The organism is Paraburkholderia diazotrophica (genome assembly GCF_038900755.1).
GTDB lineage: Bacteria > Pseudomonadota > Gammaproteobacteria > Burkholderiales > Burkholderiaceae > Paraburkholderia > Paraburkholderia diazotrophica_A.
In genome coordinates this window covers 222292-243605 of the sequence record NZ_JBBPEN010000002.1, presented here as the reverse complement: position 1 = coordinate 243605, position 21314 = coordinate 222292, and the positions used below count along the sequence as shown (strand labels likewise).

The 21314-nt window shown below is 64.2% G+C and carries 16 protein-coding genes; 8 read left to right on the top strand and 8 right to left on the bottom strand.

Going from position 1 to position 21314, the window contains the following annotated elements; all coding sequences use genetic code 11:
- Window positions 1–187 precede the first annotated feature (187 nt).
- From glyQ to AABE10_RS06365, 5 genes are all read left to right on the top strand, one after another.
- Window positions 188–1195 carry a glycine--tRNA ligase subunit alpha gene (gene glyQ, locus AABE10_RS06385; RefSeq protein ID WP_342932460.1) on the top strand — a complete coding sequence of 336 codons (1008 nt, stop codon included), beginning with the start codon at window positions 188–190 and terminating at the stop codon, window positions 1193–1195.
- A gap of 15 nt (window positions 1196–1210) precedes the next feature.
- Complete coding sequence (gene glyS, locus AABE10_RS06380) at window positions 1211–3310, top strand: glycine--tRNA ligase subunit beta (RefSeq protein WP_342932459.1); 2100 nt, start codon at window positions 1211–1213, stop codon at window positions 3308–3310.
- A 10-nt stretch (window positions 3311–3320) separates the two neighbouring features.
- Window positions 3321–3881 (top strand): D-glycero-beta-D-manno-heptose 1,7-bisphosphate 7-phosphatase, encoded by a 561-nt coding sequence (gene gmhB / locus AABE10_RS06375; protein WP_342932458.1) that lies wholly within the window; start codon window positions 3321–3323, stop codon window positions 3879–3881.
- 37 nt (window positions 3882–3918) lie between these two features.
- The gene (locus AABE10_RS06370; RefSeq protein ID WP_342932457.1) at window positions 3919–4677 is read left to right on the top strand and encodes a lysophospholipid acyltransferase family protein; all 759 of its coding nucleotides are present in this window, start codon (window positions 3919–3921) and stop codon (window positions 4675–4677) included.
- Between the two features lie 69 nt (window positions 4678–4746).
- Window positions 4747–5604 carry a SprT family zinc-dependent metalloprotease gene (locus AABE10_RS06365; RefSeq protein ID WP_342932456.1) on the top strand — a complete coding sequence of 286 codons (858 nt, stop codon included), beginning with the start codon at window positions 4747–4749 and terminating at the stop codon, window positions 5602–5604.
- Between the two features lie 44 nt (window positions 5605–5648).
- On the opposite strand, the gene gloA is transcribed toward AABE10_RS06365, so the two are convergent.
- From gloA to AABE10_RS06335, 6 genes are all read right to left on the bottom strand, one after another.
- Entirely contained in the window at window positions 5649–6035 is a 387-nt protein-coding gene (gene gloA / locus AABE10_RS06360) for a lactoylglutathione lyase (RefSeq protein ID WP_342932455.1), read from the bottom strand.
- A gap of 109 nt (window positions 6036–6144) precedes the next feature.
- Window positions 6145–7272 (bottom strand): porin, encoded by a 1128-nt coding sequence (locus tag AABE10_RS06355; protein ID WP_342932454.1) that lies wholly within the window; start codon window positions 7270–7272, stop codon window positions 6145–6147.
- Window positions 7273–7477: 205 nt separating this feature from the next.
- The gene (rsmA, locus tag AABE10_RS06350; protein WP_342932453.1) at window positions 7478–8308 is read right to left on the bottom strand and encodes a 16S rRNA (adenine(1518)-N(6)/adenine(1519)-N(6))-dimethyltransferase RsmA; all 831 of its coding nucleotides are present in this window, start codon (window positions 8306–8308) and stop codon (window positions 7478–7480) included.
- A gap of 20 nt (window positions 8309–8328) precedes the next feature.
- Window positions 8329–9330, bottom strand: a complete 1002-nt coding sequence (gene pdxA, locus AABE10_RS06345; RefSeq protein ID WP_342932452.1) for a 4-hydroxythreonine-4-phosphate dehydrogenase PdxA — start codon at window positions 9328–9330, stop codon at window positions 8329–8331.
- Window positions 9331–9344: 14 nt separating this feature from the next.
- On the bottom strand, window positions 9345–10724 hold the full coding sequence (locus AABE10_RS06340) for a peptidylprolyl isomerase (protein ID WP_342932451.1): 1380 nt from the start codon (window positions 10722–10724) through the stop codon (window positions 9345–9347).
- 258 nt (window positions 10725–10982) lie between these two features.
- Window positions 10983–13349: an LPS-assembly protein LptD gene (locus tag AABE10_RS06335; RefSeq protein ID WP_342932450.1), complete on the bottom strand. Its 2367-nt coding sequence runs from the start codon at window positions 13347–13349 to the stop codon at window positions 10983–10985.
- Between the two features lie 226 nt (window positions 13350–13575).
- Here AABE10_RS06335 and AABE10_RS06330 point away from each other — a divergent pair, with 226 nt between their 5' ends.
- Window positions 13576–14670 carry an aminoglycoside phosphotransferase family protein gene (locus AABE10_RS06330; RefSeq protein WP_342932449.1) on the top strand — a complete coding sequence of 365 codons (1095 nt, stop codon included), beginning with the start codon at window positions 13576–13578 and terminating at the stop codon, window positions 14668–14670.
- Entirely contained in the window at window positions 14651–15397 is a 747-nt protein-coding gene (gene murU / locus AABE10_RS06325; RefSeq protein ID WP_342933076.1) for an N-acetylmuramate alpha-1-phosphate uridylyltransferase MurU, read from the top strand. Before AABE10_RS06330 ends, murU begins: the two co-directional genes overlap by 20 nt.
- A gap of 30 nt (window positions 15398–15427) precedes the next feature.
- Here murU and AABE10_RS06320 read toward each other — a convergent pair whose 3' ends face one another.
- Window positions 15428–17317: an ABC transporter ATP-binding protein/permease gene (locus AABE10_RS06320; RefSeq protein ID WP_342932448.1), complete on the bottom strand. Its 1890-nt coding sequence runs from the start codon at window positions 17315–17317 to the stop codon at window positions 15428–15430.
- Between the two features lie 275 nt (window positions 17318–17592).
- On the opposite strand from AABE10_RS06320, the gene AABE10_RS06315 reads away from it, so the two are divergent.
- Window positions 17593–17988, top strand: a complete 396-nt coding sequence (locus AABE10_RS06315; protein ID WP_342932447.1) for an acyl-CoA thioesterase — start codon at window positions 17593–17595, stop codon at window positions 17986–17988.
- A 52-nt stretch (window positions 17989–18040) separates the two neighbouring features.
- On the opposite strand, the gene AABE10_RS06310 is transcribed toward AABE10_RS06315, so the two are convergent.
- Window positions 18041–21175, bottom strand: a complete 3135-nt coding sequence (locus AABE10_RS06310) for a sensor domain-containing protein (protein ID WP_342932446.1) — start codon at window positions 21173–21175, stop codon at window positions 18041–18043.
- Between the last annotated feature and the right edge of the window lie 139 nt (window positions 21176–21314).

The window sequence follows — 21314 nt, the reverse complement described above, 5'->3', positions numbered from 1 at the left end:
GTCGAACCACCAGGCAATCACCAGGCCCCGGAAAGTCTCAAGCCAGCGGCAATCCGGTAAAATTCAGGGTTTTACAGCACTGGGCCGCGCAACCGGCCGGCTGATTGATCGACGGCCAGCAAGCCATCGCATCACGCCAGCCGCACGGCATCCGCGTCCTGCCTGAAAGGCACCTTCAAGGCTCTTCATGCTCACGTTTCAGCAAATCATCCTGACGCTGCAATCCTATTGGGACAAGCAGGGTTGCGCGCTGCTCCAGCCGATCGACATGGAAGTCGGCGCGGGCACGTCCCACGTCCATACGTTCCTGCGCGCGATCGGCCCGGAGCCGTGGCGTGCCGCGTACGTCCAGCCGTCGCGCCGCCCGAAAGACGGCCGCTACGGCGAGAATCCGAACCGCCTGCAGCATTACTACCAGTATCAGGTGGTGCTGAAGCCCGCGCCGGAAAATATCCTCGACCTGTACCTCGGCTCGCTCGAAGCGCTCGGCTTCGATCTGAAGCAGAACGACGTGCGCTTCGTCGAAGACGATTGGGAAAATCCAACGCTCGGTGCGTGGGGTCTCGGCTGGGAAGTGTGGCTGAACGGCATGGAAGTGACGCAGTTCACGTACTTCCAGCAGGTGGGCGGCCTCGACTGCAAGCCGGTGCTCGGCGAAATCACCTATGGTCTTGAGCGTCTCGCGATGTATCTGCAGAAGGTCGAGAACGTCTATGACCTCATCTGGACCGAGTGGGAAGAAGAAGGCCCGAACGGTCCCGAGTTGCGCCGCCTCACGTACGGCGACGTGTATCACCAGAACGAGGTCGAGCAGTCGACGTACAACTTCGAACAGGCCAACACCGACCTGCTGTTCAACTTCTTCAACAGCTATGAGAGCGAAGCGAAGCGCATGATCGAAGTGCCGCTCGCGCTGCCCGCCTACGAACTCGTGCTGAAGGCCGCTCATACATTCAACCTGCTCGACGCGCGCGGCGCGATCTCGGTGACGGAGCGAGCGGCGTACATCGGCCGCATTCGCGCGCTGTCGCGCCTCGTCGCGCAAGCGTATTACGACTCGCGCGAAAAGCTCGGCTTCCCGATGCTCGGCAATCCCGTGCACGGCGTGCCCGGCCTCACTACCGACGAACAGGACGCCGCGCTGCCCGCGTGGGCGCCGCCGCTCAAAGTCGAACGCAAGATCGATCAGGACTGACGAGACCAAGAAGACATGACGCAATTCCATCAAGCCACCCTGCTCGTCGAACTGCTGACCGAGGAACTGCCGCCCAAAGCGCTCGCGCGTCTTGGCGATGCGTTCGCGGAAGGCATCGCGCAACGCCTCGCGGCGCGCGATCTGATCGAAGGCCAACTGTCGTTCCAGCGTTACGCAACGCCGCGCCGTCTTGCCGTGACCGTGAAGAACGTGCGCAGCGTCGCGCCGGAAAAACACGTGCGCGAAAAAGTGCTGCCCGTCTCCGTCGCGCTCGATGCGAACGGCCAGCCCACGCCGCCGCTCGCGAAGAAGCTCGCGGCGCTCGGTTTCCCCGATTTCTCGGTGAACGATCTCGAACGCGCGAACGACGGCAAGGCCGACGCGTTCTTCCTGCGCTACGCGGCGCCCGGCGCGACGCTCGCCGAAGGACTGCAAGCCGCGCTCGACGAAACGCTCGCGAAGTTGCCCATTCCGAAGGTCATGACGTATCAGCGCCCGGACGGCACGAACGTGCAGTTCGTGCGCCCCGTGCATCGACTCACGGTGCTGCACGACAACCATGTCGTGCCCGTCACCGCGTTCGGCATCGACGCCGACGACACGACGCTCGGCCATCGCTTCCTGTCCGAAGGCTACGTGCAGATCCAGCACGCGGATCACTACGCTGATACGCTGATGCACAAGGGCCACGTCGTGCCGAGCTTCACGGACCGCAAGGAAACGATCCGCGAGCATCTGCTCGCGCACGCGAACGGCGATCAGGTGGTGATGCCCGAATCGCTGCTCGACGAAGTGACGTCGCTGGTCGAATGGCCCGTCGTCTACGCATGCAAGTTCGAGGACGAGTTCCTGCAAGTGCCGCAGGAATGCCTGATCCTCACGATGCAGACGAACCAGAAGTATTTCGCGCTCACCGATGCGAACGGCAAGTTGCGCTCGCGTTTTCTGATCGTGTCGAACATCGAGACGAAGACGCCTGTCGAGATCATCGAAGGCAATGAGCGTGTCGTGCGTCCGCGTCTCGCCGACGCGAAGTTCTTCTTCGAGCACGACAAGAAGAAGCCGCTCGCCGAGCGCGTGCCGCAACTCGCGAACGTCGTCTATCACAACAAGCTCGGCTCGGCGCTGCAACGCGTCGAGCGCGTCGAAGCACTGTCGGCTGTCATCGCGCAGATGATCGGCGCGGACGTCGCACTCGCGAAGCGCGGCGCGCATCTCGCGAAGGCCGACCTGCTGACCGACATGGTCGGCGAATTCCCCGAGCTGCAAGGCACGATGGGCACATACTACGCGCGCCACGACGGCGAGCCGGAAGAAGTTGCGCTCGCGTGCACGGAGCACTATCAGCCGCGCTTCTCCGGCGACGCATTGCCGTCGACGGCGACGGGCACGGTCGTCGCGCTCGCCGACAAGCTCGAAACGATCGTCGGCATCTGGGGCATCGGCCTTCAGCCGACGGGCGAAAAAGATCCGTTCGCGCTGCGCCGTCACGCGCTCGGCGTGCTGCGCATTCTCGTCGAGAAGCAACTGCCCGTCGATCTCGTCGAACTGCTGCGCGCCGCCTACGCTCAATTCGCGAACGTGCCGAACGTCGCCGATTCGACGCAGGCCATCTACGAGTTCTGCATCGACCGTCTGCGCGGCCTGCTGCGCGAGCGCGGCTATGCGGTCGGTGAAGTCGATGCCGTGCTCGCGCTCAACCCGACGCGCTTCGACGACATCGTCGCGCGGCTGGATGCCGTGCGCGAATTCGCGGCGCTCGCCGAAGCGGCATCGCTTGCGGCCGCGAACAAGCGCATCTCGAACATCCTGAAGAAGTCGGAAGGCGCGAAGGTCGACGGCGTGGATATCGCGTTGCTCATCGAAGCAGCCGAAAAGGCGCTGCATGCGCAGCTCGAACAGGTCGCGCCGCGCGTGCAGTCGCAACTGGCCGAGCGTCAGTACACGGGCGCGCTGTCGGCGCTCGCGGCGCTGCGCGAACCTGTCGATACGTTCTTCAATGACGTGATGGTCAATGCGGAAGATCCGGCGCTGCGCGCGAATCGCCTTGCGCTGCTCGGCGCGCTGCATCAGCAGATGAACTGCGTCGCCGATATTTCGCGCCTCGCCGCCTGAGCACCACATCATGCCTATCAGCGCAAAGAAACTCGTGGTGCTCGACCGGGACGGCGTGATCAACGTCGACTCGGACGCGTACATCAAGTCGCCCGATGAGTGGGTCGCCCTGCCCGGCAGCCTCGAAGCGATCGCGCGGCTGAATCAGGCCGGTTATCGCGTGGCCATCGCGACGAACCAGTCGGGCATCGGGCGCGGCCTGTTCGACATGAACGCGCTCAACGCGATGCATCTGAAGATGCATCGCGCGGCGGCGGCTGTCGGCGGACGCATCGATGCGGTGTTCTTCTGCCCGCACACGGCGGAAGATCACTGCGAGTGTCGCAAGCCGAAGCCCGGCATGCTGAAGCTGGTCGCCGAGCGCTTCGAGATCGAGCCGTCCGACACGCCCGCAGTCGGCGATTCGCTGCGTGATTTGCAGGCGGCCGCCGCGCTCGGCTTCATCCCGCATCTGGTGCTGACGGGCAAGGGCAAGAAGACACTCGCGGCAGGCGGCCTGCCCGAAGGCACGCGCGTGCACGACGACCTGCGCGCCTTCGCGCTCGACTTCCTCGCCGAAGCACAAGAATGACGCGCAATAGCGCGCCCTCATCTCACCGACCACAACGATGCGCTTCATCCGATCGCTGTTGCTGCTGATCTTCTTCGCGGTCTTCACGATTCCGTACGCGACCGCGTGCTTCTTCGCGTTTCCGTTCATGCGCGCCGACAACCGTTACTGGATGGCCGTCGGCTGGTGTCGCGTGACGCTCGCTGTCGTGCGCGTGCTGAACGGCATTCGCTATGAAGTGCAAGGCATGGAGAATCTGCCGCGCGGTCCGGCCGTGCTGTTGTCGAAGCATCAGTCCGCGTGGGAGACGATCGCGTTCCCCGCGCTGATGCCGCGTCCGCTGTGCTATGTGTTCAAGCGCGAGCTGCTGTACGTGCCGTTCTTCGGCTGGGCGCTCGGCTTGCTGAAGATGGTTCACATCGACCGCAAGGAAGGCAAGAACGCGTTTGCATCGGTGACGAGGCAAGGCGCGCGTCGCCTGGCGGAAGGCGCGTGGATCATCATGTTCCCCGAAGGCACGCGCACGCCGACGGGCAAGCAGGGCAAGTACAAAACGGGTGGCGCTCGCTTCGCGGTCGCGACAGGCGCCGTCGTCGTTCCCATCGCGCACAACGCGGGGCGCGTGTGGTCCCGCAACTCGTTTACGAAATATGCGGGTATAGTCACAGTGTCGATCGGCAAACCGATCGACACCACCGGGCTCACGCCCGACGAAGTGAACACGCGCGTCGAAACGTGGATCGAAGCTGAAATGCGCCGCATCGATCCAGCCGCTTATGGCGTCGAGCAGAACACGCCCGCCGCCGCCCGTATCTGACGCGCCACGCCGCAACGGGCACGTGCAGCATGTGTGCCCCGCGCGACGTATCAGCGCGAAGTGAGTCCGATGCAGAAGTCTTCAAAGCCGCAGCCTGCTGCAGCGCTCGATAGCCGGCAACTCGATCTGCCGCTCTTCGACGAGCCGGGCCAGTCTGCCGCGCCGCCGCAGTCCAGGCCCGCCGTTCCCCTTGCTCCCGACGGTTCGAAACTGCGTAGCGTCACGCTCGGCGCGCGCACGCTGTATTACGCGTTGAAGCGCTCGTCGCGCCGCTCGATCGGCTTTGCGATCGACAGCACCGGGCTCACGATCACAGCGCCGCGCTGGGTCACACTCGCCGACATCGAAACGGCAATCGCCGAAAAGCAGCGCTGGATTTTCACGAAGCTCACCGAATGGCAGACGCGCACCGAACAGCGCGTGATGCCGCGCGTCGACTGGAAAGACGGCGCCGAGCTGCCCTATCTCGGACAGACCGTGCGCGTGACGCTCGCCGCGCCGAACGGCCTCGTCGCATTCGATGCGAAACAGAACGTGCTCGCGTTGCCGTTGCCCGCGCACGCCGATCCGCAGCAGATCAAAGACCGCGTGCAAGGCTGGCTGCAAGGCGAGGCGAAGCGCATCTTCGGCGAGCGTCTCAATGTGTATGCGCAGAAGCTGGGCGTCACGTATCGCGCGTATGCGTTGTCATCGGCGGCGACGCGCTGGGGCAGCTGTTCGAGCGACGGCAAGATCCGGCTCAACTGGCGGCTGATTCACTTCCCGCTGTCGATCATCGACTATGTGGCCGCGCATGAGCTCGCGCATCTGCGCGAGATGAACCACAGTCCGCGTTTCTGGCAGACGGTCGAATCGATCTTCCCCGAGTTCAAGGAAGCGCGGCAGACGCTCAAGCATCATCCGCCCGAATTGCTGCCTACGCTGTAAAGCAAAAAGCGCCGGACTCATCATCCGGCGCTTTCGTTTTTACATCACGACTTCTTTTGGATGAACTCGATCTTGTAGCCGTCCGGGTCGGTGACGAACGCGATCACCGTGGTGCCGTGCTTCATCGGACCGGCTTCGCGCACCACCGTGCCGCCCTGCTGCTTGATCTTCTCGCATGCGGCGTACGCATCGTCGACTTCGACGGCGAGGTGGCCGAATGCGTTGCCCAGGTCGTACGACTCGGTGTCCCAGTTGTGGGTGAGCTCGATCACCGTGCCGTCTTTTTCGTCTTCGTAGCCGACGAAGGCGAGCGTGAACTTGCCTTCCGGATAGTCATTGCGGCGCAGCACTTTCATGCCGAGCAGCTCCGTGTAGAACTTGATCGAGCGGTCGAGATTGCCGACTCGAAGCATCGTGTGAAGAAGGCGCATCGTGTACTCCCCTGTTGCTTGATGATGTCGAGGACGTCAATTTACAGAAAAACCCGCGCGCCCGCTGACCATGCAATGACGGCGCTATCCTCGCTCGTGCGCCGCGTGCTCAGAACAGGTGACGCAGCCCCGCCATCATGCCGATCTGCGAGCCCTTCTGCGCGAGGCCGACGCCGTTGACGCCCTGCAATTGCGCGCCGATCAGATCGCCGCGATACAGCGCGTAATCAGCTTCGAGATAGACGTCCGTGCGTTTGGACAGGTTGTAGTCGGCGACCAGTTGATACTGCCACGCGGAGCCGTCCTGCGCATGCGTCTTGCCGTCCTGCAAGGTCCGCCACACGTTCGCGGCGAAATGCCATGCGGCGCCCACCTGCTGCGTAATGCCGCCCAGTATCATGCGCCGGCGCGAGAAGTCCGTGTACTTGAGCGCGGCCAGCACGGGCGCCGTGAACGGGCCGTTCGCGAAGTTCGAAAAGCCCGGGTCGTTGCGGTTGACGATATAGCCGAGCGCGAAGCGCGTCTGATCCCATGTGTACGACGCGCCGAACGTCCAGGCTTTGGCGGTGCTGCCGTTCACCGAATCGCGCGTCTCCTCGTACGCGCCGCCGAGATTCACAGGCCCGCCGTGCGGCGCATAGGCGGCGGCCGCGCCGAACTGCGAGCCATACGACGGATGCCCCGCGACGCCGCCGAACGCATAGGCCGCTGCGAACATCAGGTCATGCGTGCGTGCCTGATAGTGCACCTGATTGCTCGTCCAGATGCCGCCCGACATCGTCACTTCCGGCTGGAAGCTGAAGTCGTACGGAATCCATGGATTGCTGCCGTAGCCGCCGATCGTGATGCCCTCGATCAGCACGTTCGGCATGCGCCCGAAGATCAGCTTGCCATACGACGACGACTGAACGCCGATCTGCGCTTCGTTGAAGAACGGCAGCGTCGGATCGCTCTGGCCGCTGTTGATGAAGAAGCGATTTTCGATCTTGAAGAAGGTGGACCAGCCGCCGCCCAGGTCCTCGACGCCGCGCAAGCCCCAGCGGCTCTCCGACATGCCGCCGTTGCCGAGGCCCACGCTCGAATCTCCCTTCGTGTTCACGTGCGTCATATAGCGGACGCTTTCGTCGACGATTCCGTATAGCGTGACGCTCGATTGCGCGTGCGCCGTCGTAGCCGTCAATACGGGCGCAAGCGCCGCGCAGGCGCTAAACAGAAGCCTCTTGCTCACCATCGTCATACCGTCTCCTCAACCAGCATGCATTCGAATTGAATTGCCCGGGAAAGTCATCAAGCGGTGCGGCGGCCAGCGCGAATGGCGAGCGCAGGCAAATGCGTAAGATTAATCCGTGCGATGCGTCAGAAAGATAAAAGAAAGCCCGCGTGTTGCGGGCTGTCTACACTGATCCGAGCCGATGCAACGAGGGCGTTGCACGATCTTCCGGCTAACCGCCCGCTGCGCGCGAGACGGCCTGCGCGACGGCTACGTATTCTTCTACGGGCACGTCTTCGGCGCGGCGTTGCAGATCGAAGCCGAGCGCCTCGAAATCGACGACATCGCGATAGCTCGTCAGCGTGTTGCGCAGCATCTTGCGACGCTGCGAGAACGCCGCCGTAACGAGGTTGCCGAGCGTCTTCTCATCGACGACGGGCAGTTCGTGCGGCGCATACGGAATCATGCGGACGATGGCCGAATCCACTTTCGGCGGCGGCTGGAACGATTCGGGCGGCACGTCGAGCAGCTTGTCGATCACATAGCGGTACTGCAGCATCACCGAAAGCCGGCTGAACGCCTTGCTGCCCGGCTCCGCGACCATGCGCTCGACCACCTCGTTCTGCAGCATGAAGTGCTGATCGATCACCCGCCCGGCGAACGTGGCGAGATGGAACAGCAGCGGACTCGAGATGTTGTACGGCAGATTGCCGACGATGCGCAGCGTCGGCTGGTCGCCTTCCGCCGCGAGCGAACCGAAATCGAATGCGAGCGCGTCGCCTTCGTGCAGTTCGAGCAGATCGCCGAACTTCTTCTTCAGACGCCCAATCAGATCGCGGTCCAGTTCGACTGCATGCAGCGGCGCTTCGGGCGTCGCGAGACGCTCGATCAGCGGCCCGGTGAGCGCGCCCAGGCCCGGCCCGATTTCGACCATGCGTTCGCCGCGTTGCGGACGGATTACGTCGACGATCGAATCGATGATGCCGAGGTCGACGAGAAAATTCTGTCCGAAGCGCTTGCGCGCGAAGTGGCCCTGGTGCTGTCTGCTTGAACTGTTGGACATCGAAGAAGCTTAAGAAAAAATCACGCGGCGCGGCGGTTGCGCGCCATGGAAACCGCGGTGTCGATCGCGGCGATCAGGCTGCCCGCATCCGCGCGGCCCGTGCCCGCAAGATCGAGCGCCGTGCCGTGATCGACGGAAGTGCGGATGATGGGCAAGCCCAGCGTCACGTTGATGCCCTCGCCGAACGTCGCGTATTTGAGCACGGGCAGGCCTTGATCATGGAACATCGCGAGCACGCAATCGGCTTCGTTCAGATAGCGCGGCTGGAACAGTGTATCGGCGGGATACGGTCCGCGCGCGTCGACGCCCTGCTCGTTGGCGAGCTTCAGCGCGGGCGAGATCACGTCGATTTCCTCGCGGCCGAGATAGCCGTTTTCGCCCGCATGCGGATTCAGGCCCGTGACGAGAATGCGCGGCGCGGGCAGGCCGAAATGATGACGCAGATCGTGATCGATGATGCGCAACGTATCGACGAGCCCGTCGACGGTCAATGCCGCCGATACGTCCTTCAACGGCAGATGCGTGGTCGCGAGCGCGACGCGCAGCGGCCGCGCGCCCGTGCCCGCGAGCATCATCACGACGCGCGGCGTGTGCGTGCGCTCGGCGAGATATTCGGTGTGGCCGGTGAAGGGCACGCCTGCATCGTTGATCGTGCTCTTTTGCAGCGGCGCGGTGACGATGGCATCGAATGTGCCGGCGAGCGCGCCGTCGATTGCGGCATCGAGCAGGCCGAGCACATACGGACCGTTTTTCGCATCGAGCTTGCCGGCCTGCGCGGGCACGGCGAGCGCGTGATGCTGCGTCGCGATGCGGCGCCCCTGCTGCGCCGCCCAGTCGATGTCGACGGCCTTCGCGCGCTCGGCCAGCAGGCCGCTGTCGCCGAGCACCGTGAAGTGCGCATCGGGCCAGTGCGCGCCCGCCGCGGCGAGCGCCAGTGCCGTCAGTTCAGGACCGACGCCGGCCGGCTCGCCCGTGGTAATCGCGATGTTCAGCGGTGCGTTCGAGGGCTGGTCAGCGGTCATGACGGCTCCGGAATTTATTGCATCGATGTGCCCGTGACAGGGCCTACTTTGTAGTCGACATACGCGGTGTCGCGCAGTTCACGCAGCCAGTCGGCATAGGCCTGTTCCGCCTTGCGCTGGCCGATGGCCTGACGCGCGAGATCCATCTGCTGCGCAACCGAGCCTTCCGCTTCGCGGCGGCCCAGCACCTGGATCAGGTGGTAGCCGTATTCGCTTCGCACGGGTTCGCTGATCTGGCCGTCCTGCAACGCGTTCATCGCACGCTCGAACTCGGGCACCGTCTCGCCCGGGCTGATCCAGCCCAGATCGCCGCCTTGCGACGACGAGCCGTCCTGCGAGTAGGTGCGCGCGAACTTGTCGAAGTCGCCCTGGCCCGACTGGATGTCGCGCTTGATTTCGACCAGCTTCTCGCGTGCCTGCGGTTCCGACATGCCTTCGCCGACGCGCAGCAGGATGTGGCGCACGTGAGTCTGCACGAGCTTCGTCGAATCGGCGGTCGCGGCGCCCTGGCCCGAACGGCGCTCGACGAGGCGCACGATCTCGAAGCCGTCGTTGGTGCGGATCACGGACGGATTGACCTGGCCCGGACGCAGCGTCGAAGCCGCCGTCACGAATTCAGCCGGCAGTTTCGACGGCGGCTGAAAGCCCATGTCGCCGCCCTTCGAGGCGTCCGGCGCCTGCGAATTGGCCTTCGCGAGCCGTGCGAAGTTGCCGCCGTTCGACGCTTCCTGGAGCAGCGAATTCGCCTTGGCCTGCGCGGCCTCAATGTCCGTCTGCGATGCATTGAGCGGCGCCTTCAGGAAGATGTGCTCGAAGTGCAGGTCGGACGTGAGACCCGCCGTCGGCCCGCGCTGGCTCGCAATGTAGTTCGCCACTTCGGCATCCGACACTGTGATCTTGCTGTCCACTTCCTTCTCGCGCAGACGCGACAGGATCAGCTCGGTCTTCGCGTCGCCCGTGAACGTCGTCCAGGGCACGCCTTGCGCCTCGATGCGCGCGCGGTACATTTCGAGCGGCATGTTGTTCGCCTGCGCGAGACGTTCGAGCGTGCGCTGCACTGTCGCGTCGTCGATGGTGATGCCGTCTTCGCGCGCCTTTTGCAGCTGGATGCGCTCCAGCACCATCTGGTTGAGCACCTGCTGACGCAGCTGGTCGGCGGGCGGAATCGGCGCGTGCTGCTGGTTCAGCCGCTTCGTGATCAGGCCGACGCGCATGTCCAGCTCGCGCTGCGTGATGACGCCGTTGTTGACGACAGCCGCGATCGTATCGACGGTTTGCGCGTTGTTGCCGTTGCTCAGCGCCTGCGCGTGCGCCGGTGCCGCCAACAGAATGGATGCGGCCGCAGCGAGGCCGGTCGCGAACGTTGCCAGGCGAAGCTTTTTCATGATTGCCACAGATACTCCAATGATGTCGGGCACGCTCGGCCCGTCTGTCGACCAGAGCCGGCGTGTCGGCGGACGTCGGCGCTTTGGCGCGTATTCCCGTCGCATGCCTTGCTCTGATCCCATGCAACGCGGTTGCGGTCGACGGAAGTGGGCGCTCCAGCGTCTTACTCCGATCCTATGCAACACAGTTGCCTTTCCCTTCTGCGAACGACGCGGCATCCGTCGTTCGCGACCCGGTCATTCGCGACCCAATCGCTCGCGACCCGGTCACTCGTAGTTGTTGAACTGCGATTCGGGCGGTGGCGGAGGCGGCAGCGGCGTATAGCCCGCCACGCTCGCGCGGAACGCGGACATCAGTCCATTGTCGACGCTCGACAGTCCCTTGAACGTCAACTGCGCAAGCACCCGCGTGCCCGCCGACTGGCCGCCCGTCGAGTTGATCCCGTTTGCGTAGCGCTGGAAGCCGACGCCGAGCGTCCAGCAATCCGCGTCGTATTGCACGCCGAGCAGCGCGTCGACGGCGCGGTGTCCCTTCAGGTCGTAATTGATCCGCCCGACGCCGTAGAAGCGGTGCGTCAGCGGCCATTGGCCCGAGATCAGCAGCTGGTTGATCGGCTGGTTGTCCAGCGTCGTGTTGGCGCGCGTGTAGCGGTATCCGACGTTGATGACTTTACCGGACTCCGGGCTGTACCCGAAGCCGACGCTGGTTTTGACCAGCTGGTTGTTGTCCGCATTATATTGGAACGCCGTTTCGGAGGCGAAACCGGCTCCGAGCTTCAGCGACGCGCCGAGAATCAGGTCCGAATGCGTCGCCTGTTCGGTCGTCTGCGTCTGGTTCAGCGTCACGCGCTGATCGCGGAAATAGTACTGCTGCGCGATCACGAAGCGCGCGCGTTCGTCGCCCGTCGCCGGGTTCAGGAAACGCGTGGTCAGCGCGGCCGTCAGGCGGTTCGCATCGGCGATGCGGTCGTTGCCGACGAACGTGTTCGGCGTAAAGATTTCCGCGAGGCCGAAGTCCGACTCGGCCGTATCGAACAGCGGCGCGAAGTTCTGGTTGCGATACGGCGTGTAGACGTAGTACAGACGCGGCTCCAGCGTCTGGATATAGTCCTCGCCGAAGATGCGCACCGAGCGGTCGAAGATCAGGCCGGTATCGAACGAGAACGTCGGCACCGACTCCGTGAAGTTCTTCGGCTGGCCAGCGGGCGCGCCCGTGCCGATGTTGCTCAGGTCGTACGACGCGAAGTGCCACTGCACCTTCGGCGTGACGAAGTAGCCCGGCCCGACGACGGAATACGACAGATACGGATTGAAGACGACGCGATCGCCTTCCGTCGAGTCAGCCGTCGTGATCCGGAAGCGCGTGTAGTCCGCTTCCGCGCCGAAGTCGAAGCCGCCGACGTTGTACTTCGTGTACTTCACGTTCAACTGCGGCTCGCGGCCGTACGGCGCAGTGGACGGCGGCAGCGTCTGCCAGTGCTGCTCGCGCGCGAGCACGGACCACGGACCGTTGTTGTACGTGAGACCCGCTTCCTGCTGATACAGCAGTTGCGTGCCGTTCAGGAACTGGTTCGTCGTCGACGACAGGTCTTCCGGATACGTGTTGTCCGAGACCTTGTTGTAGTAGATGTACCCGCCGAAGCCCGAACCGAAGTTCTGGTTGTGCTGGATGTACAGCGCGTAGCGGTTCGTCTTCGTGATCTTGTCGTCGGGCAGGAACTCGCCCGTGATCGACCCGCTATAGGTGGGCGACAGATAGCGGAAATTCGCTTGCGTCTGCACGCCGCGCTTCGACAGGATGCGCGGTGTCAGCGTCAGATCGCGGTTCGGCGCGATGTTGAAGTAGTACGGCAGCGACAGCTCGAAACCATTGGTCGAACTGAGCGACGCCGTCGGCGGCAGCAGACCGCTGCGCCGCGCGCCCGACAGCGGGAACGACAGCCACGGGCTCGCGAACACGGGCACGCCCTGGAAGAACAGCACACCGTTGTGCGCGACGCCGTCGTCGGCGCCCGAATCGAAATCGAACTCGCTGCCCTTGATGTACCACGCCGGATCGTCCGTGCACTGGCACGCCGTGTACGTGCCGCGCGTGAACACCGAGCGCTCGTTGTCGAGCAGATCGACGCGTTCCGCGCTGCCCGAGCCGCCCGTCGCGTTGAAGTGGTACTTAGGCGAAGTCATGAAGCCTTCGCTCGACTCCACCTTCATGTGCGCTTCCGGCCCCGTAAACACGCTGCCGTTGCCCGACAGATGGACATTGCCGTAAGCGTCGGCCATGTCCGTATCCTGATCGTAATGAAGCGCGTCCGCCTTGAGCGCGGAATAGCCGCGGCGAACTTCTGCCGAGCCTTTTGCGGCGATGTCCTGATCGGCCGTGCCCGTCGTCGAGTCGCCGAGCACGAAGGTCGCGGGGCTCTGACCGTTGGGCGTCGGGTGTTCTTCGAGTTGTGGAGCAAGCCGCAGGCCCCACGGCGCGTCTATCGGCTGCGCCTGCGCCGCCTCTCCCGCCAGCTGCGCGTGCGAGAGCGCGGGCAGCAGGCCCGGCACGGCGACCAGCGCCGCTGCGAGCCGCCTTCTGCGCGGCAGGCCGTCAGAGGAGGGAGTGGTTGGGAAAAGCTTGTTAGGCGGCATGTATCGTTTGGCGTATCGGCTCTGCGGTCAGTTCATCCACCCGGCTCATCGATCACAAGCTGCCGCCTGTGCAGTCGGGCTTCGAATGCACAACTATTGACGATTCATGCAGCGGTAAGGCGGGCGATCCGGGAGATGCGCAAGAACTGACGCGAGTCGCGTCAAAAAAGTCGTGGGGTATTATATGGCAAGACGTTGCCCACCCCGATTTTGTCACCAGCATTTCATGACGCTTCCCCCTGCTTCTTCCGCTTTTTCTGCCGCCTCCGCAGCTTCGCGCGCGGATCAGCGCCTCGATCTTCTGAGCGCCTGGCTGCGCACCCACGCCGACCGCTACGGGCTCGAGCTCGCGACGCTCGCGCCCGCTTCCGCCGATGCCAGCTTTCGCCGCTATTTCCGCCTCGCGGGCAGCGGCGCTGACCTTGGCGCGAACGATCCGGCCCGCGCGACGGTGATCGCCGTCGATGCGCCGCCGCCCGAGAAATGCCGTGAATTCGTTCAGGTCGCGCATCTGCTGGCCGATGCGGGCGTGCATGTGCCGCGCGTGCTCGAAGTCGATTTCGATGCGGGCTTCATGCTCGTGACGGATCTCGGCACGCAGTCGTATCTGGGCGCGCTCAAGGAAGGCAGCCCCGGCGACGCGAAAAAACTGATGCGCGATGCGCTCGACGCGCTGATCCGCTGGCAGCTTTCCTCGCGCGAAGACGTGCTGCCGCCGTTCGACGAAGCGTTCTTGCGCCGCGAGATGGAGTTGATGCCCGAGTGGTTCATCGGCCGGCACCTCGGGCGCGAGGTCGACGACAACACGCGCGGCGTGCTCGACCGCACGTTCGCGCTGCTGATCGCGAGCGCGCGCGCACAGCCGCAGGCATTCATGCTGCGCGATTTCATGCCGCGCAACCTGATGATCGCGAGCCCGAACCCGGGCGTGCTCGACTTCCAGGATGCGGTGTACGGGCCGATCAGCTACGACGTCGCGTCGCTGCTTCGCGATGCGTTTATCAGCTGGGACGAAGAGTTCGAGCTGGACTGCTTCGCGTACTACTGGGAGCGCGCGAAGAAGGCCGGCCTGCCCGTCGATGCCGATTTCGGCGAGTTCTATCGCCAGATCGAATGGATGGGTCTGCAACGGCATATCAAGGTGCTCGGTCTTTTCTGCCGGATCAACTATCGCGATAGCAAGCCGCACTACATGGCCGACCTGCCGCGCTTCATCGGCTATGCGCGCAAGGTAGCCGAGCGCTACCGGCCGCTCGCGCCGTTCGCGAAACTGCTCGATGATCTCGAAGGCCGCGCCGTCGATGTCGGCTACACCTTCTGACGCACGGGTGAACAACTTGAACAAAGCGATGATCTTCGCCGCCGGACGCGGCGAACGGATGCGCCCGCTAACGGACACTTGCCCGAAGCCGCTTTTGAAGGTCGGCGGCAAGGCGCTGATCGAGTGGCAGATCGAACGGCTCGCGCGCGCCGGCTTCACGACCATCGTGATCAATCATGCGTGGCTCGGCGCGCAGATCGAAGCGGCGCTCGGCGACGGCTCGCTGTATGGTCTGTCGCTGCGCTTTTCCGCCGAACACGAAGCGCTGGAAACGGCGGGCGGCATTGCGCAGGCGCTGCCGCTGCTCGAAGACGCGGGCAAGCCGGAGGTATTCGTGGCCGTCAGCGGCGACGTGTACGCGGACTTCGATTACGCGGCGTTGCACGCGCATGCGGCGCGGCTCGCCGAAGCGGCTGATCCGGGCATGCATCTGGTGATGGTGCCCAACCCCGCGTTTCATCCGAACGGCGATTTCGCGCTGGGCAGCGACGGTGTGCTGTCACTGGAAGGCGCGCCGCGCTACACGTTCGGCAACATCGGGCTCTACGACACGCGGATGTTTCGCGATCTCGCGCCGGGCACGCGTCGCGCGCTCACGCCGTACTATCGCGAGGCGATCGCGCAGAGACGCGCGAGCGGCGAGCTTTATGAAGGGCTGTGGGAGAACGTCGGGACGCCGGCGCAGCTCGATGCGCTCGACCGGCAGTTGGTGGGGCAGAACGTGTGAGTGTTCTTGAAAGAGCAGGCAAGCGGCGCTTTAGCGCCCCTCGCCATTCCCCTGCTCTTCAACCGCTTCCTCTCCCTGCGCCGCGCGCTCCTGCTGCAACGCCCACATCTGCGCGAATAGCCCGCCCATCTGAATCAATTCGGCGAACGTGCCGCGCTCGACGATGCGCCCCTTGTCCATCACGATGATCTGCTGCGCGTGCACGACCGTCGATAGCCTGTGCGCGATGATGAGCGTCGTGCGTTCGCGCGCGATCTGATCGAGTTCGTGCTGGATCGCGCGCTCCGAGCGCGAGTCGAGCGCGGACGTCGCTTCGTCGAAGAGCAGAATGGGCGGACTCTTCAGCACCGTGCGCGCGATCGCGACGCGCTGCTTCTCGCCGCCCGACAGTTTCAATCCACGTTCGCCGACAGGCGTTTCATAGCCCTTCGGCAGGCTCTCGATGAACTCGTGTATGTGCGCTGCGCGCGCCGCCGCGATCACTTCGTCGCGCGTCGCCGTTGGACGGCCATACGCGATGTTGTAGTAGATCGTGTCGTTGAAGAGCACGGTGTCCTGCGGCACGATGCCAATTGACGCGCGCAACGAATCCTGCGTCACGTCGCGAATATCCTGTCCGTCGATGCGGATCGCGCCACCCGTCGCGCGGTCCAGATCGTAGAAGCGGAACAGCAGCCGCGCGAGCGTCGACTTGCCCGAGCCGCTATGTCCCACGACGGCCGTCGTCGTGCCAGCCGGAATCGTGAAGCTCACGTCGTGAAGAATGGCTCGCGACGGCTCATACGCAAAGTTCACGTGCTCGAAGCTGACCTGCGCGCCGCGTACGGCGAGCGGCGGCGCATCGGGCGCGTCGGGCACTTCGCGCGACGCGCCGAGCAGCGTGAACATGCGGTCCATGTCCGTGAGACTCTGCTTCAACTCGCGATACACGACACCGAGAAAATTCAGCGGTATATAGAGCTGCAACATGAACGTGTTGATCAACACGAGATCGCCGAGCGTGAGGCGCCCCGCCATCACGCCCTGCGTCGCGCGCCACAGGATGAATACGAGCCCGGTGCCGATAATCGCCTGCTGGCCGAAGTTCAGCGCCGACAGCGAGTTCTGCGACTTGATCGCCGCCGCGCGATAGCGCTTCAGGTTTTCGTCGTAACGCTTCGCTTCCCACTCTTCATTGTTGAAGTACTTGACCGTCTCGTAGTTCAACAGCGAATCGATCGCGCGCGAGTTCGCCTTCGAATCGAGTTCGTTCATCGTGCGGCGAAAATGCGTGCGCCACTCAGTCACCTTGACGGTGTACGTGATGTACGCGGCCAGCGCGACGAACGTGACGATCGCGTAATAGGCCTCGTACTTGACGACGAAAAAGCCCAGCACGAGACCGACTTCGACGAGCGTCGGCAGAATGCTGTACAGCGAGTACGAAATCAGTTGCGTGATGCCACGCGTGCCGCGTTCGATATCGCGCGACATGCCACCCGTCTGCCGCTCCAGATGAAAACGCAGCGACAGCGAATGCAGATGCCGGAACACTTTCAGCGCAAGCTGGCGCACCGCGCTTTCCGTCACCTTCGAGAAGAGAATTTCGCGCAGTTCGGTGAAGAGCGACGTCGACAGCCGCACGACGGCATAAGCGACCACCAGCAGCCCGACGCCGCCGAGCAGCACGACGCCCGGCGCATTCGCCGCGCGCCCGAGCGCCGTCAGATGCTGCACCGACGCGAGACTGTCGACGATGCGCTTCATCACGACGGGCACGCCGAGGTTCGCGACCTTCGCGCCGATCAGGCAACTGAGCGCCAGCACGACGCGCCACTTGTACGTCGCGAGGTACGGCAGCAGCGAGACGATCGTTTGCCAGTCGTTGCGCGGCTGGTTCGAGATCGGCGGCGGTTCGGACGAAGCGGAATAGCGACGCATGATTGTTTTGTGGGAGAGCCTGCACGCGTTGACGCGTGACTGATGCGGAATGTGACGGGCGACGCGCCTGAAACGTCCAGAAGCGCCGTGGCGCCTGATACGCCCCAGCATGCGCTTTCCCGTACAATTCCTGATTCGACAATATTGTCGCAGAAGCCGGCTGGCGCCGCTTTCGCAGCGTTGACCCAGCGTCGTCGTTTGCCGTTCCCGTCGTGCCGTTGTCGTGAGATCCGCCGCTGCCGCTGTCGGCCCAACTGATTTTTATGGATACCCCGATGACCGAGACTCTCCAACTTCCGCAGAAACCGTGCGCGCTACGCGTCGTTCCACAACCGTCGGATGCGAACGTCCACGGCGATGTGTTCGGCGGCTGGATCATGGCGCAAGTCGACATTGCCGGCTCGATTCCCGCGAGCCGCCGCGCGAATGGCCGCGTCGCGACAATCGCGGTCAATTCATTCGTGTTCAAGCAGCCGGTGTTCGTCGGCGACCTGCTGACCTTTTACGCGGATATCGTGAAGACGGGCAACACGTCGGTCACAGTCGACGTCGAGGTCTACGCGCAGCGCATGAGCCTCGCGGAAGAAGTGGTGAAGGTCACGGAAGCGACCCTCACGTATGTCGCGACGGACAGCGACCGCCGTCCGCGCGCGCTGCCTCAGCTGGACTGAGGTTCGGACATCGGGACGCCGCCGGGCACGTTCACGCCCGGCGGCACAGCGATCACACGCCCGCCGGAACCATGTCCTTGTTTTCCGCCGCATTGTCCGGGCTTCGTTGCAGCATGTCGGGTATCGCGTCATGCGGCAGCGGCTTCGCAAAGAAGTAGCCCTGCATCTCGTCGCACGCGCGCTCCTTGAGGAAGTCGAGCTGCGTCGACGTCTCCACCCCTTCCGCGATCACCTGTAAGTTCAGCGAGTGCGCCAGCGCGATGATTGCCGACGTGATCGTTTCATCGTCCGACGATTCGCCGATGTCCGACACGAACGATCTGTCGATCTTCAAGCGATCCACCGGGAAGCGCTTCAGATAGCTCAGGCTCGAATAGCCGGTGCCGAAGTCGTCGATGGCGAGGCCAATGCCGAGTGCGTGCAGTTCGGTCAGCATCGTCACGGCTTCCTCCGCGTTGCGCATGATGGTGCTCTCGGTCAGTTCGAGCTCCAGATACTGCGGCTCCAGACCCGTCTCCGCGAGCACCTGCGTCACGAGCTTCGCGATATCGCGCTGCTGGAACTGCCGCGCCGACAGATTCACCGACACGCGCGCCGGCGGCAGGCCGTTGTCCTGCCAGGCCTTGTTCTGCCGGCACGCTTCGCGCAACACCCATTCGGACAGCGGTCCGATCAGCCCGCTTTCCTCGGCGACGGGAATGAACTGCGACGGCGGAATCAGACCCACTTCCGGATCGCGCCAGCGCACGAGCGCTTCCATGCCGACCACCTGGCCCGTTTCGATATCGACCTGCGGCTGATAGTGCAGCAGGAATTCGTTGTCGCGCAGCGCGCGGCGCAGTCGGCGCTCCATGTTGAGCCGCGCGCCCGCCGACACGTTCATCTCCGGCTGATAGAACTGGAACGTATTGCGGCCCATGTCCTTCGCGCGATACATCGCGAGATCGGCCTTCTTCATCAGCGTTTCGGCGTCTTCGCCGTCTTGCGGGAAGAGGCTCGCGCCCATGCTGCAGCCGACATACAGCTCCGTGCCGTCGAGCCAAACGGGCTCGGAGATCGACGCGCGCACGCGCTCCATCCACGCGATCAGCGACTGCTCGTCGACGGTATCCGTCATCACGATCACGAACTCGTCGCCGCCGTGACGCGCCACCGTATCGCTCGCCCGCGCGCAACGCGCGAGACGGTCCGCGACCACCGACAGCAGCCGGTCGCCGACACTGTGCCCCAAGCTGTCGTTGACGTTCTTGAAGCCGTCGAGGTCGATGAACACGACGGCCACGCCCTTGTGATGCCGCTCAGCGACGATCAGCGCGTGTTGCAGACGGTCGCGCAGCAGATTGCGGTTCGGCAGCCGCGTGAGGCTGTCGTAGTTCGCCTGGTATTCGAGCTGCTCCTGATAGCGGATCAGCGCCGTCACGTCGTTGATGACGGCGATGTGGTGCGTGGTCTGTCCGTCGGCGTCGGGCACGGGCGCGATGTACAGCTGATTCCAGAACAGCGCGCCATCCTTGCGGTAATTGCGCAGCACCGCGCTCACTTCGCGATTCGCCGCGAGCGCCTGACGGATCGCCGCAATGCCGTCCTGATCGCGGTCGTCGCGCTGCAACAGGCGGCAGTCCTGGCCGATCACTTCCTGCGGATCGTAGCCCGTGATGCGCTTGAACGCCGGGTTCACGTATTCGATCAGATTACCCTCGTTCGAAGGCGCGGTGATCAGAATCGCGTTGACGCTCGCATCGAGCGCGCGGCTTTGCAGACGCAGCGCGAGATCGGCGCGCTTGCGCTCCGTGATGTCCGTGTACGAGCCGAGCACGCCGATCACGCGGCCCTCGCCGTCGGTGAACGGCAGCTTGCTCGTCATCGTCGTGCGATGCACGCCGTCGATCACCACGTCGACTTCGAAGTTCATCTTCGGCACGCCCGAGTTCATCACCTCGAGATCATGGCGATGCAGCTGGTCGGCGAATGCGCGCCACGGCATGTCCTCGTCGAGCTTGCCGATCACCTGCTCCGGGTACGCGAGCCCCGCATCGCGCGCGAACGCCATGTTGCAGCCGAGATAGCGCAAGTCCTTGCCCTTCCAGAAGATGCGCTGCGGGATATTGTCGATCACCGTTTCGAGCATCTGGTTCGAACGCTGCGCTTCGGCTTCGGCGTTGATCTGTTCGGTGACGTCGTCGGCGAGCACGAAGAGCGCGGGGCGGCCCACGAAGGTCATCGCGTGATACGAGATGTCGGCGCTGATCAGCGAGCCGTCCTTGCGGCGGTGATGCCAGATGCCCGCCATCGTGCGCGGGCCGCCCGGCGTCGCGTCGCTGCGCTGAAGATGCGAATCGAGCCGCGCGACCTCGGAGCCCGGGCGGATGTCGCGGATCGTCATCGACAGGAAGTCGCTCTCCGTGTAGCCGTACTGCTGGACGGCCGCCGCGTTGACGGCGAGAAAGCGCAGCGTTTCGCGGTCGAAGATGTACATCGGCACGGGATGCTCTTCGAACAGCCCGCGAAAACGCTCGTCGTTGCGATGCAGCGCCTTCGCGATGCGCAGCTTTTCCCGCGCGACGTTTTCGCGCGCGCCGAACGTGTAGATCAGCAGCCCGCTGCCCGCGAGCATCGTCAGGATGAGAACGAGCGTCGCGTACTGCGTATCGCGCATCGATTCGTCGAGCGCCGCCTTCAGCGCGCGGTCCTCCTCGTCGCGCAACCGGCCGATCCGCTCGTCGATCCCGTCGGATTCCATGCCCAGGCGCGTATAGGCTTGCGCCGCCCAGGCGCGCGTGTCGTCCTCTGCGGGCGCCATCGTCCTGTCGAGCGCGAGCGCGATGTCGTGCTGGAGACGGCTGCCGTCGGCCGTGAGCCGGCCGAACTCGGCGGCGATCGCCGGTTCGCTCGCCAACTGGTCGCGCAGCGTCTTTTCGAGCGTCGCCAGCGTCGCGGACATCGCCGATCCCGCATTCGCGGGCGCCGGCACGCCCGCCGCCTCGTAGCGACCGAGCACGGACAGGCCGTGGTCGAGCGTCGCGCGATACGCTTCGAGGTTCTCGCGAATGGCCGTCGAGCGAACCGTGCGCTCATCGGCGTCGCGCTGTCCGCGAATCTGCGTGTACGCGACAAAGGCGTTCGCGCCGACAGCCGCGGCGACGACCGCCAGGTTGATCAGCAGCCGCTTCGATAGGAAAGAGATCATAGGTTCCGAACGTCGTTCGATCCTGCAGGCGATGCCCGCGAGGGAGCCGTTCACAGGCGGCGCGCGGGCGCCCCGGACGAAAGACGTCGCCGGGCGCAGCGCTCTTACGCGCCATCTTTGGATAACGGCAGCGTTCGGA